Origin of the sequence: Chryseobacterium sp. MEBOG07, from assembly GCF_021869745.1 — a bacterium.
GTDB lineage: Bacteria > Bacteroidota > Bacteroidia > Flavobacteriales > Weeksellaceae > Chryseobacterium > Chryseobacterium viscerum.
Genome location: NZ_CP084579.1, coordinates 4,633,105 through 4,653,207, shown reverse-complemented (window position 1 = coordinate 4,653,207; position 20,103 = coordinate 4,633,105). Strand labels below are relative to the sequence as shown.

Genomic DNA, 20,103 nt, shown 5'->3' with positions numbered 1-20,103 from the left:
AAACATGATTTATATAAAAAAACTGCGTTATGAATAAAATCAGTAAATTTTACTAAATTTGCAGACTTATGGGACAAATCCTTGCAATAGATTACGGAAAGGCTCGTTGTGGCATCGCTGCAACAGATGATATGCAGATTATAGCCAGTGGGCTGGAGACTGTAGAGAACCGTTCTTTAATGGAATTTTTGAAAAAATATTTCAATGAAAATAAGGTAGATGAAGTAGTGGTTGGGCTTCCCATAGATTTAAAAGGAAACGTTTCAGAAGTAGAAACTGATATTTTAAAATTCATAGAAGAATTTAAAAAAGAATTTTCGGATATTGCGGTTCACCGTTTTGATGAAAGATTTACATCCAAAATGGCTTCGTTTTTTATTTCACAAAGTGGAAAAAGCAAAAAAAAGAGGCAGGAAAAAGGATTAATAGATAAAGTAAGTGCAACGATCATATTGCAGAATTTTTAGAACAAAGATTAAGATGATTTTACCGATAAGAGCTTTTGGGGATCCTGTTTTGAGAAAAGTGGGAAAAGATATAGACAAAGACTATCCCGGATTACAAGAATTGATAGATAACATGTTCGAAACGATGTACAGCGCAAATGGCATAGGTCTTGCAGCGCCTCAGATCGGTTTGGATCTCCGTCTGTTTGTAATAGATGTAACGCCTCTTGCAGATGATGAGGATTATGAAGATATTAAAGACGAGTTGGCAGACTTCAGAAAAGTGTTCATCAATGCGCAGATTCTTGAAGAATCAGGGGAAGAATGGAAGTTCAATGAAGGTTGTCTTTCTATTCCGGATGTAAGAGAAGATGTAAAAAGAAAAGGGACAATCGTAATCGAATATTATGACGAAAATTTTGTGAAACATACAGAAACTTTTTCCGATATTAGAGCCCGCGTAATTCAACATGAATATGACCATATTGAAGGCGTTCTGTTTACCGACCACCTGAGTGCTTTGAAGAAAAAACTGGTAAAAGGTAAGCTGACAAAAATCTCTCAAGGTGAAGTAAGCATCGGTTACAAAATGAGATTTCCAAAATAATTTAAACAAGGATTAAAAAATAATATAAAGCAAAAAGCTAGTGCTGATTGCAGAATTTACAAAAAATAAAATTATGCTGTTAGAAAAAATAATTTCAATTTCTGGAAAACCAGGACTTTTCAAATTAGTTTCTCAATTAAGAAACGGATTCATCATTGAAGATGTTACCAACAAGAAAAAAGTAAGCATTGGAAACTCAAGCCAGGTAAGTTTATTGGACAATATTGCCATGTTTACATTTGAGAAAGAAGTTCCTTTGTTTGAAGTATTTGAAAATATTGCTAAAAACAACGACTATAAGGAAACGATCTCTCACAAATCTTCTGATGCAGAGTTGAAAGACTTTATGTTGGTATCTCTTCCAAACTACGATACAGAAAGAGTATATTCTTCTGATATTAAGAAATTGGCTCAGTGGTACAATATCCTTCATAAAGCTGGATATATCACTCCTGATAGCTTTGTAAAAGCAGAGCCTGAAACTTTGGACGGAGAACCTGCTGAAGAAGTAAGCATTGAAAAAGAAGCTAAGAAAGCTCCAAAAGTAGAGAAGCCAGCTGCTCCAAAAGTAAAAGCTACTTCAGCTGCAAAATCAGCTCCTAAAAGTACACACAGAAAACAAGGATAATTCATTCAACTTGAATTAAAATATAAAGCCTTGTCTGGAAGTTCCGGACAAGGCTTTTTGTTTTTCTATTAGGTAGAAGGTAGCAGAGATTAGGTAGCAGATACTAGGTTGCAGGGATTAGGGAATTTTCTGCTAAGTTCAAATTTTGTCTGTGCCATTAAACATTAAACCTCGCATCCCACACTCCGAAACTCCCAACTTTCACTCTCAACCTCTACCACAGACCCAAAATATCCCTTACATTTGTATAAGATTGAATTTCCCATTACTTATGAATACGAAACAAGAGAAACTAGAAGCCTTTAGCAGATTACTGGACATCATGGATGATTTGCGTGAAAAATGCCCATGGGACCAGAAACAGACACTGCAGTCACTTCGCCATCTTACCCTTGAAGAAACCTATGAGCTTTCAGATGCTATTTTGCAGGACGATTTACATGAAATAAAGAAAGAGTTGGGAGATGTGCTGCTTCATTTGGTTTTTTATGCTAAAATCGGTTCAGAAAAAGAAAGTTTTGACATTGCAGATGTTATCAATTCTCTTAATGAAAAGCTGATCTTCCGCCATCCTCATATCTACGGAGATACTGTCGTGAAAGACGAAGAAGAGGTGAAACAGAACTGGGAGAAATTAAAATTAAAAGAAGGAAATAAATCTATTTTAGGAGGAGTTCCAAAAAGTTTACCGAGTCTGGTAAAAGCCTACAGAATTCAGGATAAAGTGAAAGGTATCGGGTTTGAATTTCACGATGCGGAAGATGCCTGGAAAAAAGTAGATGAAGAAATTCAGGAGTTTCATGCAGAGACGGACCTGGTTAAAAAAGAACAGGAATTGGGTGATGTATTTTTCTCGCTGATCAATTATGCAAGAATTTCAGGAATCAATCCGGATTCTGCTTTGGAGAGAACCAATCTAAAGTTTATTTCAAGATTCCAAAAGATGGAAGGACTTGCTGAGGAGCAAGATTTAAAGCTTGCAGATATGTCTTTAGAAGAAATGGATGTCCTTTGGGAAAAGGCAAAAAAAATTCATAAATCCTGATTGGAACAATTAATGCTTCTTATGTTCAGTTAAAAAAAATAAAAAATATGTTACGCTTGCTTATTCTACCTGCTTTGTTTTTATTGAGTTGCAATCCAAAAGCTCAGAATTCCCCTACTAATGGGGACGAACTAAAAATACAGTTTTCCTTACCCAAAAAGTTGAAGGAAGTTTCCGGAATTACGTTATCAAAAGATAAAAAGACTATTTGGGTGATAGAAGATAGAGGGAATAAAAATGCAATATACGGTCTGAATGATAAAGGAGAGATGCTGGCAAAAATACCGGTAGAAAATGCTGAAAATACAGATTGGGAAGACATTATATCTGATTCTGAAGGAAATATTTATATCGGAGATTTTGGGAATAATGATAATGACAGACAGGACCTTGCTATTTTAAAAACAGATTTGAAAGATAGTAAACAAACAGTTACAAAAGTTGTTCAGACTACGAAATTCCATTATCAGGGGCAGACGGAATTTCCACCGAAAAAATCAAACCTGCTGTATGATTGTGAGGCTTTTGTAGAAATGAATGGAAGCTTTTACTTATTCACCAAAAACAGAAGCAAAGGTTTTGACGGCACTTTCCTGGTATTCCAGGTACCTAATAAAGAGGGGAATTTTGAAGCGAAGTTAATAGGAACGTTAAAACTTGAAGGCGGCTATAATGATGCAGCGATTACATCAGCTACCATCAATAGTACGAAAGATAAAATTGTATTGCTGACGCACAAAAATGTACATGTTCTGACCGGATTTACTGCCGATAATTTCAGTGCTACAAAAATTCAGAAAATTCCATTAAACCATAATTCTCAGAAGGAAGCTATTATTTTTCTTGATGATAAAACATTAATGATCGCGGATGAGAAAGGAAAAAATGAAGGTGGAAATGTATATACATTTTCTTTTTAGGATCATTTTATGTAATAAAGAGATTGTAAAAAAACAGCAAATCTCTAATCCTATTTGTGAGAAAATAAGTAATGGTGTAGTTAATAATATTATGCTGAATATTTTAAACATTTTTTTACTTTTATGAATATTGGAAACAAGATGAAGAAGGATTATGGAGAAAAGTAACATGGAATTTTATTTTAAAATATTCTTGTGGTTTATAGGTTATTACCAAAAAAGCTTTACAAAATACCTGTAAAGCTTTTTTAATGAAGATTGTATAAACGTCTAAAATTATTCTGAAATATATTGGACTGAAAGTTTGAAGTCACCAATCTATATTGTCTTGTATGATCACCGGTTACTTTAAAGGTGTCTCCAACCGCAAATAACCTGATTCCTGTTAAGGTGTGATACACATATTCGCTTCTTTCTGAGTGATTGGTTGACATTTTTGCTATTTCTATAGCATCACCAACTTTATCAATTGTAGATGTTGCCGTACCACCGGTCTGACCAGATGGATTACTATGCAAATCGTATGTCAAATAGGTATTAACACTATAGAATCCTGCTTTATTCACGGTAAAAATACCCGTATTAGAATCATAACTAATATAAGTATTAAGAATTTTGTTTACTACATTATAACGTAAAGTATTGGATTGGCCACCTGCATAAGGAAGAGCTGGTGGTGCAGGGTCGGTGTTATTCTTATTACCTATAAATACCATTTTGGTAATACTCTGAGAATCTAGGGATTTCCATTCCGGAGCGTTACCGGTTCCATTGGTACTTAAGAAATCTCCGGCAGTTCCTGAAGAACCTGTTGTACTACCATCCCCGCCTACATTGATATCTTTCACAACTTGAAGCCCGCCGTTAACATGTAATGTTTTTTTAGGAGTCGGCGTTTGTATCCCGACTTGTGCGAATGTAAATAATGACATAGCAATTAATGCTACGCTTAGTAGTTTTGTTTTCATCTTAGAAAGTGTGTTTTTATTGGTGCAAATGTATACATTACTTTTAACAAATGAAATTTTGATATAGTAAGATATTGCCTGTTATATTGTGCTTTTTTTGTTTAAATGCTGTTTTGATGTAATATTTAAATTATTTTTGATATTTTTTAAATTTTATTTAAATTAATTTCTCTTACTTTTTTTATTTAATTCTTTGTTATAGAAGTATTTCTATGAGGAGATCTGTTTTTACTGTTATATCCAAAATATAAATCCGTTTTATACATTGCTATCTACTGATTTCAGGAACTTAATCCGTAGCATTTATTATCTTTTCCATTTTTATTGTAAATAAAAAAACACAGAGTAAATCTGTGTTTTTTTGAATATATAAATAGATTGATTAAAGCTGTTGTTATTACGGAGTAAGGTAAGATCTACGATATTATTACGATAACAATAATCACCTTACTAAGTGTGAAGTCTTAGAAAAAGTAAGTGGGGTAGATACTAAATTTAGTACTGTTACCTATTCTGATTTTGATAATGCTGCCAATCCATTTAAAAAACTTTATTTGATCAATGATACTTTTTTTGAGAAAAGCTTATCTGCTAATAATTTCAGGAGAAGAGAATCGGGTACTGTAGCTTTAAATTCTGGTCTTCCTCCAAAAACAGGGACAAAGAAATGGACTTATAAATATGATACAAACGGACAGATAATATTATACTAAATACAAAATCCACAGATTTACTCTGTGGATTTTTTAAATATATGAATGTAATTGAAGTGATTGAATTGTTGATTACGGCGTAAGATATGATATGTGAATATTGCCGCTGGATAATCGGAAATCCTGGGTATAACGACAGCGTATTCTGAATGTCTCCCCGGTATTGAAGAAATTGATGGATGATAGATTATGATTCAATCCTGTAGTGCGCTCTCCATGTCCTGTAGAGATACCAGCAAGCGTTGTGACTGCCGGAGAAACTTTCTGAATGTAAGAATTAGCTGTTCCTGCGGTTTGTCCAGAAGGATTCAGATTAAGATCATAGGTAGCATACGGGACAATATTATAAAACCCGGGTTTTACTACCGTGAAAAGACCTGTTGTAGAGTTATAGGTCAAATAAGCTGTGTCAATCTTATTGCTTACATTAAAAATATAGGTTTGTGAATAACTTTCATGAGTGTTGACGGGTGTAGAGTGGGTTCCTGTATAACTGCCACTTGTTGGATTGATATCCGTTTTATTTCCAACATAAACTACCTTTAAAAAGTTTTCTGATTCAATCGTTTTCCAAATCGGAGCTGTTCCCACTCCACTTGACATTAAGACTTCTCCTTTGTTTCCTGAATTTCCCTTTGTCCTATCATCTCCACCCACATTCAGGTCTTTAACTACCTGAAGGGAACCATTGACATGTAATGTATGTTGAGGTGTTGGTGTTTTAATCCCTATCTGTGCATTTAAACTTATGGACATGACTAATAACACCATGTATAATAGCTTGTTTTTCATTCAATTGTTGGTTTTTTTGTTGGCACAAATATAAACTGTTTTAAAAATGTCTGTTTTTTAAGGAATTAACAAACATATTGTGCTATCTGTAGGTTTGGACTATATAGCTGAAAATATGGCCTTTAGATAAAAGCCATATTTGTGTTATTGATGAAAAATGTGAGCTGAAAATTAGAATTATTAAATTAAATTTAAATTGATATTTTTTAAATATATAATTTTTATTAATTTAACATGTTGGTTATTAGTTCTTTGTGATTATTTCTGAATTATTTTTTGAGATGGTAAAATTAGAATTATTTTCTTCTTTCCCCAATAAGATTTAAAATTTCATTCCTACCCCTGCAGAAACCCTTCCGCCATCTGAACCATAAAAATAATTCAGCCTTGCAGACACCATTTCTACGATACTCAGCCAAACCCCAGCACCTGCAGATTGATGCCATTTTCTGGAATCTTCACCGTCATTCCATACACGGCCGATATCATATCCAATAAGGATTCCCATGTTAGCCGGAGCAATATTATTTCTTACCCTACCGAAATCCCATCGAATTTCAGAGTTATTGATAAAGTATGATCTTCCGGAGAATCTTTCATTTCTGAAAGCCCTCATACCGTTATTGCCACCAATGGTTGCAGCCTGATAAAATTCAAAATTATTATTGTTGATCCACATGACATTGCTGGAGTTTGCAAATACAAATTTTCCTTTTTTATCAATTCTATGATCAACAGCAAGCTTTCCTTTTACAGTTACGAAATTTTTATTAAAATCGGAAAGAGTCGCTTTCCAGTCGGCATTAACCATGAATTCCAGCCCAAGGGTAGGGAAGGCTACATTATCAGCATTTTTATAGCCAAAAGTATAATTAGCTCCTACAAACTGCTGGCTGTTAAATACCCCCGGTCTTACGTCCGGTGACTGGTTGATGAAACGGTCGGCCTTTCTCTGTACTTTATTATCCTCAAAAGTCAATTGAAACTGATGACTGAGATTCATCCAGCTTTTCTGAGAGATGGAAGGAGCAAAGTTGAACTTAGAAATTCTGGCTCTGTTGTATTCTCTTTCCGTATCTTCTTTGTCGTACTCACTTTCATTGGAAAGTCCAAAGAAGTTTTGAGAAAATCTTGGAGTCGTATAAAATGCATCCAGATTGATATCCCATCCTGAAATCGCTTTTTTGAATACTCCTCTATAAGTAAGACTGAATCCTGCTGTAGCCGTATAAAAATTAGCTTTTAAGCTGTGTTTTTGAGTAAAAGGATCACGGATAAAATTATTAACGGTATAATTAGCTAAAACTCCTACAATGACACCATCATCAGGGTTGTAGTCTAAATTTGGATAACCAGCAAATGAATTGTATTTCGGATGTTTATAATTATAACTGTTAATGTCGTAGTCGTCAGTAATGTTTTTGGTTGCATTGCTGGCATTGTAAGTATTCTTCTGAGATTTAAAATCATAAATCTTTACTTTTCTTCCGTCACCAATAGTATACGTATCATGATTATATCCACCAATCAGTCTGATGGTCATTTTAGGACTTCCGGTTCCGTTTACTTCATAGATATCATCATCTTCCAGCCCATAGATCCACAGTTCTTTTGTTTTTGAATCGTGATAGGTCTTTTCAAAAACAAGCTCATTCTTATCCTTATTCTTACCCAGTTTGTATTGCTGTACAAGAACAGAATGTCCGTTTTTGGTAATGACAAATTTATCAGGATTTACAGTGCCTGCCAGAGGAACTTTTTTCTGCAATACATCATAATACTGAGTCGCATAGCTCAGGAGTTTTGTTTTTCTTATTTTCAGTTTTCGCTGGATTTCAGCGATGGTATCATCCTGTACTTCTTTCGGAAGATTATGGAAAGCATCATCAATATCCGCATCGGTAAGATGCTCCTGAATATATTTTGCCTGCGTTTCCCACTCTTGTTGGTCAGCACCTTTTAAGAAAACCAAATCCATTGGATAGGGTTCCATAGCCAGCCATTTTACACTGCTGATGTCTTCTGTAAAGGTTTTCATATGGCGAATGGCCGGAACATTCATAATCACTTTAAATGCAGCCCCGTCATATCTACTGAAGGCCTGATCCCTGTCTTTAGGAATAGGTTTATAGACAACTTTGTCGCCCACTTCATATTCTGCCCATTTCCATTGATCCGAGTGTCTGTCCCAGTCACCGATAAGCATATCAAATAATCTTGCTCTGATGTAAGACTCTCTGTCAACAGAATATTTATTGCTTTTGTTGAGGTTTTTCAATACATCATTTGTGGAAACGATATCTTTTGCATTGCCGAGATAGGCCAATGTTTTCGGGTCAGAAGAAAAACGTTCTTCAATCATGTACATTTCATCTCCATAGTTCTCATTATATTTCCCCAAAGCATGTTGTTTTGGGATATAATACAATTTGGGATTACTGTGCAGAATATTCAGTTTTTCTGACATATTCCCAATGGTAAACGGAGTAAAAGGATGGTTGGTCGTATAAAAATCAAGCAGGAATTTTTCAGGGAAAGTATCTGCAAGCTCTTCTCCTAATGTACTTTTTTGGAAAGCCATATTATTAAGAAAACGAATAGCACTTTTTTTCACGCCACGCATCACAAACTCCTGTCCGTCTGCTGATTTTAATCGTAAACTGTTGGATTGGTTTCCTCCTCCTTCTCTGAAAGGAATATATCCTCCATTCAACTCTGAAAGGTTGGCTGTTGGAGCTTCAATCGGAATTCCATAATACCTTCTGTAGTGGTCTCCCCAAAGCCAGCGGTAAAATTTCCTTTTTTCGGTAAGCTGTACCGGATAAATGGTTGAAGAGAAAGTCGCCGGAAAAGAATTTGGAAAATTATTGACAAATGCATCCGGTTTGGAAATGACTGAAATATGAGTCAGTTTTTTAAGCTGTGCTTCTTTTGTTGAAAAATACTCAACATCTGTACTTTCGTTTTTTCTGAAATTTAAAACCGCAAAACCGCTTCCCCCGTAAGAGAAGTCTGCTTTTTCAACAATGGTAGAAGGATCTGTTTTAGAACCTGCACCACTGATGATCTGTCTGAAGTTTCCGTCTTCGTGATATTGAAGATTATGATCATGCCCGGAAACGAAAATAATGTTTTCTTTATCCTGAACGATACTTTTCAGTCTGTTAGCCAGATCTGCATAATGTTGGTTATTAATATCTTCAGGGCTCGCTCCGGAGGAACTCCTTACTATATTGATGACACTTGCAACTACAGGAACAGGAATTTTACTTTTTAAAGGGAAAAGATGAGATTTCGCAGAATTAAAGCCTGCATGCGTTCCACTGCTGATAATAGGGTGGTGTAAAGCTACAATGATCTTTTTACCCTGATTTTTAATGATAAGATCTTTAAACTCGGTAAAGAAATCCTCGCGGGTTTTAATATTACAGTTTTTGTTGATCCCCGGATAATTGTCCCAGTTGGCAATCACCCATTCGGAATCAATGGCAATGAGTTTGATGTCTTTGGATAGGTTGATATCGTCAATTGGGCATCCGTTTTTAGGGAGGAATGCCTTTTTATCGTCCAGGTATTTTTTTACCAGTCCTTCCTGGGTATTTAATCCTTCAAGTCCGTTGTACCAGTCGTGATTTCCGGGAATTACTAATGTTTTTCCTTTGAAGTTTTTAGTGATGGCAAGCTGATTTTCCAGTTTTTCTTTAGCTGAAGCATACTCTTTATCTGTTTCTTTGGGCATCCCGTTAGGATAGATATTATCTCCCAGAAAGATCAGCATAGAGTTGCTGTCGGCAGAGTCCAGCTTACTTTTTAGTAAATTCAGAGTCTTTTGTGCCTGAGGTTCATCTGCATTTCCAGCATCACCAATCAGAAAAACTTTAAAATCATTTTCAGATTTTATTTCAGAATCTTTTACTTCAAATAAGTTTTTGCCCTTTTGCACGTTATAGGTAGCACAGGAATAAAGGGCTCCTGCGGACATTACTGTTCGAAGAACAATAGAAGTATTTTTTAGATGAGTTTTAAAGGATAAATTCATAAATTTACATTAACAAAAATTCAGGAATGAGCATTCTACACAAAGCTAAAAATTATGTTGAAATCTTATTCAAAGATAAGTTATCTTCAGTATATTTTTATCATAATTTTATCCATACTGCCTATACAGTGAATAAGGCTGAGGAAATCATGAAAAACACTCCTGTCTCTGAAGAGGATCAGGAGAAGGTACTCGTCGCATTATGGTTTCATGATACCGGGTATATAGAATGTGCTCTGAACCACGAGGAAAGGAGCGTAGAGGTTATGAAAGCCTTTTTACACCAGGAAAATTATCCGGAAAACTATATTGCAGATGTTGAAAAACTGATTCTGGCTACGAAAATACAATATGAGCCTCAGAACTTACTGGAAAAAATTGTAAAAGATGCCGATTTCAGCCATTTTGCAGGACATGATTACAGTGATATTTCCGATGCTTTGAGAAAAGAATGGGAATTGACCAATGTAAGATGTTTTTCCAATGAAGAATGGAATGCCGGTAATCTGGATATGCTGAAGAATAAGCATACTTTTTATACAGATTATGCCAAAGAAAACTGGGAACCCCTGAAAAAGAAGAACATTAAAAAGATCGAAAAGAAGCTGGAAAAAGAAGAAGATAAAAAAGAGACTAAGAAGGAGGTTTCAGAAGGGAAAAAGGAAAAAGAAAAATCAGACAGAAGTGTAGATACTTTATTCAGAGTAACGCTTAACAATCATACGAGACTGAGCGATATTGCAGATAGTAAAGCCAATATTCTTTTATCAGTAAATGCGATTATTATTTCGGTTTGTCTTTCTGTATTGGTTCCGAAGCTAGATGCTCCTAAAAATTCACATTTAATTCTTCCAAGTTTCATATTGCTTTTGTCAAGCGTACTGACAATCATATTTGCGATCTTGTCTACCAAGCCGAATGTGACAAAAACTACGTTTACCAATCAGGATATTGCGAATAGAAAAGTAAACCTGCTGTTCTTCGGAAACTTTCAGCAGATGTTGTTTGATGATTATCACAATGCGATGAAAGACCTGATCAAAGACAGAGATTATATTTATGATTCCATGGTAAAAGATTTATACTATCTGGGAAAAGTTCTTGACAGGAAATACAAGCTTTTATCCATTACCTATAAGATCTTTATGGCCGGGATTATTATTTCTGTTCTGTCTTTTGGGATCGCATTCCTTAGTCTTTAATTTAAAATAAATAGATAACAAATGATTGTCAGACAGCGAACGAATTGGCTGAAAATGCTATTTATATGGAGAGGATCTGTGTTGAAGAAAATTGTAGTTCAGCTCACTATGATTACGCTGTTTTCTTTGGCTATCTATTTTTTTAAAGGGAGAATCTTTGATTATAAAGTGCATCTAAATCCTACCATTTTTACGCTGATAGGATTGGCACTTGCCATTTTTATGGGATTCTGTAATTCTGCGAGCTATGACCGTTTCTGGGAAGGCAGAAAACTTTGGGGATTACTTGTGATTGAAACCAGGTCTTTGACAAGACAGATTTTATCATTAGTGAACGACTCTTCTCCCGAAGCCAAAGAAGAAAAACAGAAAATCATTAAACTGATCTCGGCATTTTCCTGGTCACTGAACTTTCAATTGAGAGATAAAACCGGTACAGAGCATCTTGAGAGATTGCTTTCTCTGGAACAGCTGGCACAGGTAAAGGATAAAAAGTTTATTCCAAGTATTATTCTGGGGTTTATTGCCGACTGGCTCAATGAGCAGAATAAAAAAGGAAATATAGATACCATCGTGATGACTTCTATGGATCATCAGTTGAATCAGTTTTCTAATATTTCCGGGGGATGTGAGAGAATTTACAATACTCCGTTACCGTTTGCTTACAGTGTTTTGCTGCATCGTACCGTATATCTGTATTGTTTCTGGCTTCCTTTTGGGTTGGTAGATTCTTTAGGGTGGATGATGCCTCTGATCGTTTTGTTGATCAGCTATACTTTTATTGCTCTCGATGCCATTATCCAGGAGATTGGTGAACCTTTTGGTGAAGAGGAAAATGACCTTGCCCTGAACAGCATTTGCCGTACTATAGAATTTTCTATTTTTGAACAGGCAGCAATTCCTCAGGGAGAATTGAAGAAACCGGATACTTATTTTGTGGATTAGGATTTTTCTAAATCCTTCAAAAAATCACTTATTGAAATTTCAAGAGCATCCGTAATTCTCAGAAGACTGAGAACAGATGTATTGATAACCCCTCTTTCTATCCTTGTAATCTGTGAAATTTCTATATCTACCATAAAGGCAAGTTCTTTTTGTGTAAGGTTTTTTTGCACACGTGTCTCTTGGAGACGCTCACCAATTTTCTTCAGTATTATTTGATCCGAATCTTTCACATAGCAAAGGTTGTAGTTTACTATAAATTTTAAGTAGGCAGATTTGCCTACTTAAAATTTTATTCTTACGTTTGCGAAAAATTTATATATTTAACCGCACAAAAATTAAAAACACATGAGAAAAAAAATGAGTCTCAGGTTGTCTTTATTGATAGCCTTATTTGCCACTTTATGGTCCTGCAGGAATGATTATTTCCCCGACCAGCAGGAAAATTCCAATGACTACAATGCTTTCCGATATATTTACAAAAGGATTTCTTTAGAAGAAAGTAAACACAAAATCAACCTTATTCCTGAGCTAAAAAAAATCAATGAGAAACTGAAAACCCGTGAGGCTCATGTTTCAGGAAAATCTGTGAAATACAGCAACGGAGTTTCTGTGAATACAGATGATGTGATTTACATAGAACGAGGACCAAATGTTCACAGCTACACTTTTCATATCACAAGGGACAATGAACCTGAAAATGCACCTTTGGAAAACCTTGTTCTGAGTCTTCTTCCGGATGGTACTTACAAAGAACTTTTAATTACTTATGATTTTACATCACCGGAAAAACAAATCCTGATGAATGATGGTTCTGTTGATACAAAGGGGAAACTCAATGTAGAAGAGTTAAACCCAGGGACCTACAGTGGGGGAGGATTAGTAAACAAATCTGATATTTCGTGTCAATGGATAGAAGAATCCTATTTTACTTCCTGTAGTGAAGGCCAACACTTTAATGGAGAACCTTCCAAATCACAAGGAGGTCCTTGTAAGGCAGACCAGCCTTCAAAAATGGTTACCGTCGTTATCCATAGATGTAAAGCGCTCCCAGCTTCCACAGCATTGGGGGAAGATGGAACTGGCGGCGGCGGTGGGCCATTTGGAGGGTCGGGTGGAAATAATGATGGTACACCTACAATACCTAACTTACCACCTCGTAGAATACCACCTTGTAAACAAACAAAAATGATGCTTACAAATCCTGCTGTACAAGATAAAATAGGGCAATTGAAAGAAAAAGTAATAGTTGATGGCAATGAATTTGGCTTCAAAATAAGACCTGATGGCACAACTTCCGATATAACAGAAGGAGGCAAACAACATTGGGATGTGGGGGATATGCAGGAATTTGCTGGATTTTACCATTCTCACCCTGGGGCGGGAATAAACATATTCTCACCACCCGATATACAATCTCTTTTTACCAATATTATTACGTCAGGAAGCAGCTCTACTGTAAGTGATGTTTTTATAGGGGTAATAGGTTCTGAGAACTGTACCTCATGCCCAAATGGAATAAAATACTTTCATTATATTTTACGTTATAATGGTCCTATACAAGATGCAGGAACAATTTCGAGTACAAATTATGATATGAAAATTTTAAAAAATAATTATCAAAAAAGAGAATATGAGTTAACCTCTATGTTGCCTGTTTCTCCTTATTCAGATAATGATGGAGCTTCATTGAATCATACGGGAGTAGAAAAATTATTTTTTGAAACCTTAGATAAAATGAATATCAATAAAAATAATGTGATATTACAAAGGATAGATGATAATGGTACGATAAACATGATAACATTAAATTCAGACGGAACTACAACTCCGATTCCTTGCCCCTAACCTAAAAATTACAATAATGAAAACATTATATTTAAAAATTATACTTTTTATCACCTTTACAAGTATGCTTTCATGTAAAGCACAACAAAATCCTCTTCCATTAAATACCTGGATGGAAAATATACCTCAAGGAGGTTATGTAAAAGATTTGAATAACGAATTATCTCCGTACATAGGAATTTATAAAGCTAATTTTCAAGGAAATGAAATTACTTTATATATTACTAAAGAAGAAAATAGAGAAGAAAAAGATATTGGAAAAATTTATTATAAGGATGCCCTCATAATAAAGTTTAAAATTAAAAATTCATCAGGCAGTATTTTACAAAATACATCCACTATTAATTTCCCTACTGATGAATTATCTAATAATTTTATTTATAGCATTGGTACAAAACCTAACATAAATTCTGTAGTTTTCATTTATAGTGGTACTAACTGTGGAGTAGGTTGGGGAAAAATACTATTGAAAAAGCTTACTAATACACAAATTTCTTGGGCATTTAGAACGAATAGCTCAGTTCTTACTAATCAAAATTGTCCGGGAAATCCTGATATTAAAGTATACTTACCTGTAACTGAGGGGTTAGTTTTTACCAAACAATAGTAATAAATGATCAGTCTTATAGAATTATTGCAATGAATTTTATGGTGAAAAAAGTTATTTTGTTTCTACTGTTATCATTTTTAATATAATCACCAATGAAAAAAATATTATTAATAATAACACTTTGTCTATTTGCTAAAAGTTTTGCTCAAATTAAAAATGATGATGCATTACATTCTGTAAAATCAGAATCATTAGTTCATTCTATTTCAACATTAGAGAATATAAAAATACTTTCACCTACACCAGAAGAAAGAAGAGCAATTGATTCATTAAAATCTGAAGCTGTAGTATCCCTGGAAAAGTGTCAGAAAATAAGTAGAAATTGTATTGATGATATAGAACTATTTGGACCTGGTAATGCTGGTTTTAAAGGAGGAATAAATAATTTCCGCAAAATCTTATTTGAAAAATTTAAGATTCATGCAAATACCCAAAAAGGTGAAAACAGACTTCGCATAACAATAGGAAAGCAAAATAACATTGAAAAAATTGATTTTCTAAGGTATACAGATGATGTGTCAAAGAAAGAAATTGTAAGTTTATTTCAATCAAAAGAACTCAATAACTGGCATTCTGCTAAAGTTTATAAATATCCTGTAAAACAGGAATTTGAAATCAGTATTTTTATTGAAAATAAACGATAAATAATCATCCGGGATATATATTCCGGATTTTTTTTATTCCTGCGGAAGCGTAAAAGACACCCTCAGCGCCAGCAATCCCGTAATTCCCTGAAGATCTTCTACCTTCAGAAACTCCACATCATGCTGTAAAACGTCTTTTTTCTGGAGCTTAGAGATGTAGTCCAGGTATTCCTTCTGATTTTCCATTCCGAAATAGACGATGGTGATTTTTCCGGGAGCGGTGATGCGTTCCGAAGAATCTTTGACATGGGCTTTATCCAGACGCTTTTTGATGATCTCGTAATAAGAATTGTAGGCTCCATCTACATCGAAGCGTTTTTCATCCATTCTGAAACGTATGTCTATTTTTTCATTATATACAAAGATCAGCGAGGCAATATCCAGCTGTATAGGAAGATCTTTTTTGAAAGACTGGAAGTCAAGCTCCATTTTGCAGATGGTCTTCAGCTGCCAATATCTCAGTTTGTGAACAACTTTTGAGTTATAGTGGAGTTCGGGAGCAATGGTAGGACCAATGTACAGGTTATGTTCCACACCATCAGACTTAAACCTTTCATAGTAATGCGGGAAAATTTCCTGCGCTTTTACCTGGCTTTCATCCAGCATATCAGCAAGCTTTCTATTGACCAGAGTGATAGAGTCATCCAGCTTTTTTCGATGGTTGTAAAACAGGTCTGTTGGTGCAAAGATATGTGAAAAATAGTCTTTGATCTTTGCCTTTATTTCTCTGGAAGTCCTTACTTCAAGCTTTCCCTGTAGAAAAGGATGAATCTCTTCCCTTAATAATCTTTGGAAGCGCTGTTCCGTATCAGCTTTGATCTCATTATTCAGTTCATTTTCGAAAATATCCAGTGCCAGCAGGAATTTTTCCGAATCGGAATTGGTAAGTAGAAAAATCTCGTTAAGCCACTCAATCTGCTGATTAAGATCCAACAGCATCAGGTTATATCGCTTTTCCGAAGAAGAACGAATATCTGAAACACCAAATAGCGGAGTAAGGGTTTTAAATGAAATCTGCTTTAAGGTATATATTTTTTTCCGAGTGATGCCGTGAAGTATTTTTCAGCTTCATTTCTGAACTTCCAGACTACACTATCGTGAATCGTAGTATATTCACGTTGGATAATAGCTTCTATCTGATAGTTTTTCTCAAAGTAGAATCTGTTTAGAGAGAAAAGAACCATATCCGTGAAAAATTCCAGTTTTTTAAGTTTCAACCCGTTGAAACTTCCGGCAATAGGAGAGGTAAATTCCATGATAGCAAGGAGCTCTCCATCTTTCATGATAGGAATTACCATGAAGCTGTTGACGTTATTGTCCTTTAAAATACTAAAGGAAGGAAGCTGTTTTACATTTTCATCGAGTTTGTTTACATTGGAAACAACTACTGGTTTTGAATTATGATTTAAATTATTGAACGTGTTCTTACGGGTTTCTTCATCAAAAGTGTTGATCCAGAAATCAAGAATATGATTGGTAAGAAGACTGTCGTAAATCGGAAGTTTATCAAGCTTCTGTTCTTTTTTGTTGAAGGTCATCAGCCCAAAGCTGAGTTCCGGGACATCAAAATAGGATTTGAAAATTTCAGTCAGGTTTTCATTAGGATTTAAATCTTCCGGATCAATCTCGATCATGCTTGATTTCAGGTCAGAAAGTGCAACTTCAGAGGTGCAGTCTACCAGTGAAATGATGGTGAATCCTTTCAATATCCATGATTGGGAAGGGAAATATTTTTTCCACAATTTAAAATCATCCAGGTTTTCCAGAAGCATCTCCAAAATATCATCAGATGGGATCTTGGCATCTTCTGTAGGAGTGATTTCCGTAAAGTCTGAGTTGACTGTAATCTTATAATGTTTCATGATTCCCTGTTTGTTGGGGATATCATAATAAAACGGAATCGTACTTTTAATATCTTTTTTGAAGTAGCTCTGAAGAATCAGACAACAGCAGAACACATAAAATTCATTATCTGAAATATTTCTGAGTTCTATTTCGAAGTCTTTTCCGGCATCTTTAAGAATATCTTTAAACCTTTCGGTATAATTGAATGTGATGTTAGAAAGAGGAATACTTGCCGCTTTGATTTCGTTTTTGGTAAGACCGGTTGGGAAAAGATCAGCAAGCAGCAATCTGATGAGGTCTTCATGTTTTTCGAGAAGAGCCGTATCCTCGAACCCGTCCCGAAGCTCTTTAAAGTTTTTCGTACTCTCGATCAGGGATTCTGCATAATTGACTCTATATTCCAATCTATCGTTATATCGGATATGCTCCAGAACATCCAAATATTTTTTGAATGATATATAAACCTGAAAAGGAGAGTCTTTTTTGTAGAGATTAGCCAAGAGCTGAAATTTAGAGTAAAGTTATGAAAAAAGCAGAATATGGGTAGGGTGGAAATTTTATTTTATTGTACATAATTTACAGATACTTTGAAAAAAACAGCAATGTATTTTGTAATTCTTTGCTGTTTTTTGGAAAGACAGATTACTGGATTATTGATTAATAAATTCTACTGCTTTTTCAATTAGTGGATCCTCATTATTTCGTATGGATTTTAAGGTCTGTTTGACCTGGATATCAATAGAAACACCTGTTCTTTGGGTCCCTTTTCCATTGGGGTAATATACTCCCAGTCCACTTATTGAAGTGCTTACTCCACCAGGAAGAAGTATTTTGGAAACATCTCCGTCTGCACCTGCTGTTTGAGAACCTATCACGACAGATTGGGGAGCTGTGCGTAAGGCCATCACAATGAATTCTGATGCGCTTTGCGTCGTTTCATCCACTAGAATAGCGACTTTACCTTTGTAATAATTATGGTTTGTTTTACCAATTTTTGCAGTTCCATTCACCTCAAATTTTCCGGGATGATGTAATGATGTTGCTTTAAATTGAGCAAATTCTTTGGAAGTAGGAAAAAAATAATCGGAAAGGATAAAGGTTGAAAACTCTTTAGGATAACATCGGAGATCAATGATAATTCCTTTTTTATTCATGAATTTTTTCATCACCGTATGAATCTCCTCTTTTGTGATGACAGCAGGATAGATATACCCGATATTATGATCCAATTCTTTGTGTGTCGGAATATTTTTTTCCAGGATTAGATCCTGACCGGGAATTGTTTTTAAACTGATATCCGACAATTTTCCATTATTTTGTTGTATTGTTATGACGATATCATTTTCATTTGTTTTGAGAATGATACTGCTAATATCTCTGAGAAGCGCTGCTTTGTTGGAAGCAGGTATATATTTTGCTTTTTCAGCCAGAAGATCATTTACTTTTTTGTGATTGATCTCTGTGATAATATCTCCAACGACAAATCCCGATGCTGTATTTTGTTTACTGATGTCTGTGATGACCAGTTGATCATTAATAAATCGGGTTTTCAAAGGGGCTTCATTGATGCCGTAAAATTCATCAATAACACTTCCGAAATAGTAAATGCCGGCATGCGTGTCATTGATCTCTTTAGTAAGTTCCAGCAATGCCAGTTTGTAACTGAGTTCATCATCGGTATGAACTATTTTCGGAATGTAATCTTTCAAAACGAGATCCCAGTTTTTTCCTATGATATCTTTATAGGGGAAGAAATAATTGATGCTATTCCAGTAACGGAATAATGCAAGAAGTTTCATCCCGTCATCGTCCCATTTCATACGCGGATAGGATTCTTCATTTTTAAATATCGGATTTCCTTCATTGGGAACCCAATCAATATAATAATTTTCTTTGATATCTGTTTTTAGGGCAGTACTGAAAGATTTGCACCAGCTGTATAATAAGTAATCAAAGTTTTTAGAATTTATATTGGGTAAAAAACGGAATAGCTCATAATCCCAGTTGAGATTTCCTTTTGAATTTTCCGGGCTGTGATACTTCAAATATCCCCACGTTTTCCCCAACTGATATAGGTTATCGATTTGTTGTTTGTTGAGTCCGTTAATCCTGAATTGAGAATCGAGAAAGAATTCATCGGGAGATTGGGATAAATCTTGAGGTGAAAGTTCTTCAATATTTTTTCCGTCTATATAAAGTTTAAATTGATCAAACAAGGCTTTTCCTTTTCCTTTCAGAAATCCACCCATCATAATTTTATTGGAGTCTTCAGGTATAATAGCGGTGACCGTGTATTTTTTCCAATCTGCAGTTCCGTTGAGGTTTTCGGTTTTGATGTCTTTTGATTCAATTTGAATTTCCTGTTGATCTTCAAAAGTTATAAACAAGCCTGTGGAGTTTTCCACATTTTCTGTTTTGATATAGCCTTCTAGCGTTACTTCTTTTCCCCGGTAGCTGTTCATAAGAATATACGCCATTCCTCCTGTACGGTCTGTCGTATCAGATTGAATGCTTACCGATTTTTTTCCTGATTGAGATTGGGTTGATTCTATTTTTACCTTGTTGTTTCCCCAGCTGAACCAGCCGTCAGATAATAGATGATTTCCTGTTTTTGATTCAAACCCAAAATTATAATCTTTACTATTTTGAGAGTGACAAGAGATTGATAGCAGCGTAAAAAATATGAGGCGAAAAATGTTTTTCATATTCAATTAAAAGAGGGTGGTGTACAAATTTAACAGAGACAAAAGTTAAATGTATGCGGAGTTTCCTGGTTTTGTTTTTTCAAATATAAGCTTTTGTTTTTATCCATATATGCCCCTTGTTTACAATAAAAAAGCACAACTGAAAAGTT

General features: G+C 35.0%; 17 protein-coding genes. 10 read left to right on the top strand and 7 right to left on the bottom strand.

Features of this window, described 5'->3' with window-relative positions:
* Nucleotides 1-68: 68 nt before the first annotated feature.
* From ruvX to LF886_RS21395, 5 genes are all read left to right on the top strand, one after another.
* Entirely contained in the window at nucleotides 69-467 is a 399-nt protein-coding gene (gene ruvX, locus LF886_RS21415; protein WP_236851578.1) for a Holliday junction resolvase RuvX, read from the top strand.
* A 13-nt stretch (nucleotides 468-480) separates the two neighbouring features.
* Nucleotides 481-1,053, top strand: coding sequence for a peptide deformylase (def, locus tag LF886_RS21410; RefSeq protein WP_236851571.1), 573 nt, complete (start codon nucleotides 481-483; stop codon nucleotides 1,051-1,053).
* Between the two features lie 73 nt (nucleotides 1,054-1,126).
* Nucleotides 1,127-1,681 (top strand): DUF5606 domain-containing protein, encoded by a 555-nt coding sequence (locus LF886_RS21405; RefSeq protein ID WP_236851569.1) that lies wholly within the window; start codon nucleotides 1,127-1,129, stop codon nucleotides 1,679-1,681.
* 271 nt (nucleotides 1,682-1,952) lie between these two features.
* The gene (gene mazG / locus LF886_RS21400; protein ID WP_236851567.1) at nucleotides 1,953-2,726 is read left to right on the top strand and encodes a nucleoside triphosphate pyrophosphohydrolase; all 774 of its coding nucleotides are present in this window, start codon (nucleotides 1,953-1,955) and stop codon (nucleotides 2,724-2,726) included.
* A 47-nt stretch (nucleotides 2,727-2,773) separates the two neighbouring features.
* Complete coding sequence (locus LF886_RS21395; protein WP_236851559.1) at nucleotides 2,774-3,646, top strand: SdiA-regulated domain-containing protein; 873 nt, start codon at nucleotides 2,774-2,776, stop codon at nucleotides 3,644-3,646.
* Between the two features lie 248 nt (nucleotides 3,647-3,894).
* On the opposite strand, the gene LF886_RS21390 is transcribed toward LF886_RS21395, so the two are convergent.
* From LF886_RS21390 to LF886_RS21380, 3 genes are all read right to left on the bottom strand, one after another.
* Nucleotides 3,895-4,614, bottom strand: a complete 720-nt coding sequence (locus tag LF886_RS21390) for a hypothetical protein (RefSeq protein WP_236851553.1) — start codon at nucleotides 4,612-4,614, stop codon at nucleotides 3,895-3,897.
* A gap of 785 nt (nucleotides 4,615-5,399) precedes the next feature.
* On the bottom strand, nucleotides 5,400-6,119 hold the full coding sequence (locus LF886_RS21385; protein WP_236851551.1) for a hypothetical protein: 720 nt from the start codon (nucleotides 6,117-6,119) through the stop codon (nucleotides 5,400-5,402).
* Between the two features lie 322 nt (nucleotides 6,120-6,441).
* Complete coding sequence (locus LF886_RS21380; protein WP_236851549.1) at nucleotides 6,442-10,158, bottom strand: metallophosphoesterase; 3,717 nt, start codon at nucleotides 10,156-10,158, stop codon at nucleotides 6,442-6,444.
* 26 nt (nucleotides 10,159-10,184) lie between these two features.
* Between LF886_RS21380 and LF886_RS21375 the strand changes: the two genes are divergently transcribed.
* Nucleotides 10,185-11,360: a Pycsar system effector family protein gene (locus LF886_RS21375; RefSeq protein ID WP_236851547.1), complete on the top strand. Its 1,176-nt coding sequence runs from the start codon at nucleotides 10,185-10,187 to the stop codon at nucleotides 11,358-11,360.
* 21 nt (nucleotides 11,361-11,381) lie between these two features.
* Nucleotides 11,382-12,305 (top strand): bestrophin family protein, encoded by a 924-nt coding sequence (locus tag LF886_RS21370; RefSeq protein WP_236851545.1) that lies wholly within the window; start codon nucleotides 11,382-11,384, stop codon nucleotides 12,303-12,305.
* Here the strand turns inward: LF886_RS21370 and LF886_RS21365 are convergent.
* Nucleotides 12,302-12,535, bottom strand: coding sequence for a helix-turn-helix domain-containing protein (locus LF886_RS21365; protein WP_236851544.1), 234 nt, complete (start codon nucleotides 12,533-12,535; stop codon nucleotides 12,302-12,304). The genes LF886_RS21370 and LF886_RS21365 overlap by 4 nt on opposite strands.
* A gap of 115 nt (nucleotides 12,536-12,650) precedes the next feature.
* On the opposite strand from LF886_RS21365, the gene LF886_RS21360 reads away from it, so the two are divergent.
* The 3 genes from LF886_RS21360 to LF886_RS21350 all read left to right on the top strand — a co-directional run bounded on the left by LF886_RS21360 (nucleotide 12,651) and on the right by LF886_RS21350 (nucleotide 15,404).
* A complete protein-coding gene (locus LF886_RS21360) occupies nucleotides 12,651-14,150 on the top strand; it encodes a hypothetical protein (RefSeq protein WP_236851542.1) in 1,500 nt (499 codons plus the stop codon).
* A 16-nt stretch (nucleotides 14,151-14,166) separates the two neighbouring features.
* Nucleotides 14,167-14,757 (top strand): DUF6705 family protein, encoded by a 591-nt coding sequence (locus LF886_RS21355; RefSeq protein ID WP_236851540.1) that lies wholly within the window; start codon nucleotides 14,167-14,169, stop codon nucleotides 14,755-14,757.
* Nucleotides 14,758-14,852: 95 nt separating this feature from the next.
* On the top strand, nucleotides 14,853-15,404 hold the full coding sequence (locus tag LF886_RS21350; protein WP_236851539.1) for a hypothetical protein: 552 nt from the start codon (nucleotides 14,853-14,855) through the stop codon (nucleotides 15,402-15,404).
* A 33-nt stretch (nucleotides 15,405-15,437) separates the two neighbouring features.
* Here the strand turns inward: LF886_RS21350 and LF886_RS21345 are convergent, their stop codons facing one another.
* The 3 genes from LF886_RS21345 to LF886_RS21335 form a co-directional block, all read right to left on the bottom strand.
* Entirely contained in the window at nucleotides 15,438-16,343 is a 906-nt protein-coding gene (locus LF886_RS21345; RefSeq protein WP_236851537.1) for a hypothetical protein, read from the bottom strand.
* 80 nt (nucleotides 16,344-16,423) lie between these two features.
* Complete coding sequence (locus tag LF886_RS21340) at nucleotides 16,424-17,749, bottom strand: GAF domain-containing protein (protein WP_236851535.1); 1,326 nt, start codon at nucleotides 17,747-17,749, stop codon at nucleotides 16,424-16,426.
* Between the two features lie 150 nt (nucleotides 17,750-17,899).
* Nucleotides 17,900-19,954: a S41 family peptidase gene (locus LF886_RS21335; RefSeq protein WP_236851534.1), complete on the bottom strand. Its 2,055-nt coding sequence runs from the start codon at nucleotides 19,952-19,954 to the stop codon at nucleotides 17,900-17,902.
* Nucleotides 19,955-20,103 lie beyond the last annotated feature (149 nt).

What these genes read in the sequence shown, in the direction of transcription:
- LF886_RS21380 (WP_236851549.1), bottom strand. Translation starts at nt 10,158, where the DNA reads ATGAATTTATCCTTTAAAACTCATCTAAAAAATACTTCTATTGTTCTT.
- LF886_RS21345 (WP_236851537.1), bottom strand. Translation starts at nt 16,343, where the DNA reads ATGCTGTTGGATCTTAATCAGCAGATTGAGTGGCTTAACGAGATTTTT.
- LF886_RS21405 (WP_236851569.1), top strand. Translation starts at nt 1,127, where the DNA reads ATGCTGTTAGAAAAAATAATTTCAATTTCTGGAAAACCAGGACTTTTC.
- LF886_RS21395 (WP_236851559.1), top strand. Translation starts at nt 2,774, where the DNA reads ATGTTACGCTTGCTTATTCTACCTGCTTTGTTTTTATTGAGTTGCAAT.
- ruvX (WP_236851578.1), top strand. Translation starts at nt 69, where the DNA reads ATGGGACAAATCCTTGCAATAGATTACGGAAAGGCTCGTTGTGGCATC.
- LF886_RS21360 (WP_236851542.1), top strand. Translation starts at nt 12,651, where the DNA reads ATGAGAAAAAAAATGAGTCTCAGGTTGTCTTTATTGATAGCCTTATTT.
- LF886_RS21350 (WP_236851539.1), top strand. Translation starts at nt 14,853, where the DNA reads ATGAAAAAAATATTATTAATAATAACACTTTGTCTATTTGCTAAAAGT.
- LF886_RS21335 (WP_236851534.1), bottom strand. Translation starts at nt 19,954, where the DNA reads ATGAAAAACATTTTTCGCCTCATATTTTTTACGCTGCTATCAATCTCT.
- def (WP_236851571.1), top strand. Translation starts at nt 481, where the DNA reads ATGATTTTACCGATAAGAGCTTTTGGGGATCCTGTTTTGAGAAAAGTG.
- LF886_RS21375 (WP_236851547.1), top strand. Translation starts at nt 10,185, where the DNA reads ATGAGCATTCTACACAAAGCTAAAAATTATGTTGAAATCTTATTCAAA.
- mazG (WP_236851567.1), top strand. Translation starts at nt 1,953, where the DNA reads ATGAATACGAAACAAGAGAAACTAGAAGCCTTTAGCAGATTACTGGAC.
- LF886_RS21390 (WP_236851553.1), bottom strand. Translation starts at nt 4,614, where the DNA reads ATGAAAACAAAACTACTAAGCGTAGCATTAATTGCTATGTCATTATTT.
- LF886_RS21355 (WP_236851540.1), top strand. Translation starts at nt 14,167, where the DNA reads ATGAAAACATTATATTTAAAAATTATACTTTTTATCACCTTTACAAGT.
- LF886_RS21385 (WP_236851551.1), bottom strand. Translation starts at nt 6,119, where the DNA reads ATGAAAAACAAGCTATTATACATGGTGTTATTAGTCATGTCCATAAGT.
- LF886_RS21370 (WP_236851545.1), top strand. Translation starts at nt 11,382, where the DNA reads ATGATTGTCAGACAGCGAACGAATTGGCTGAAAATGCTATTTATATGG.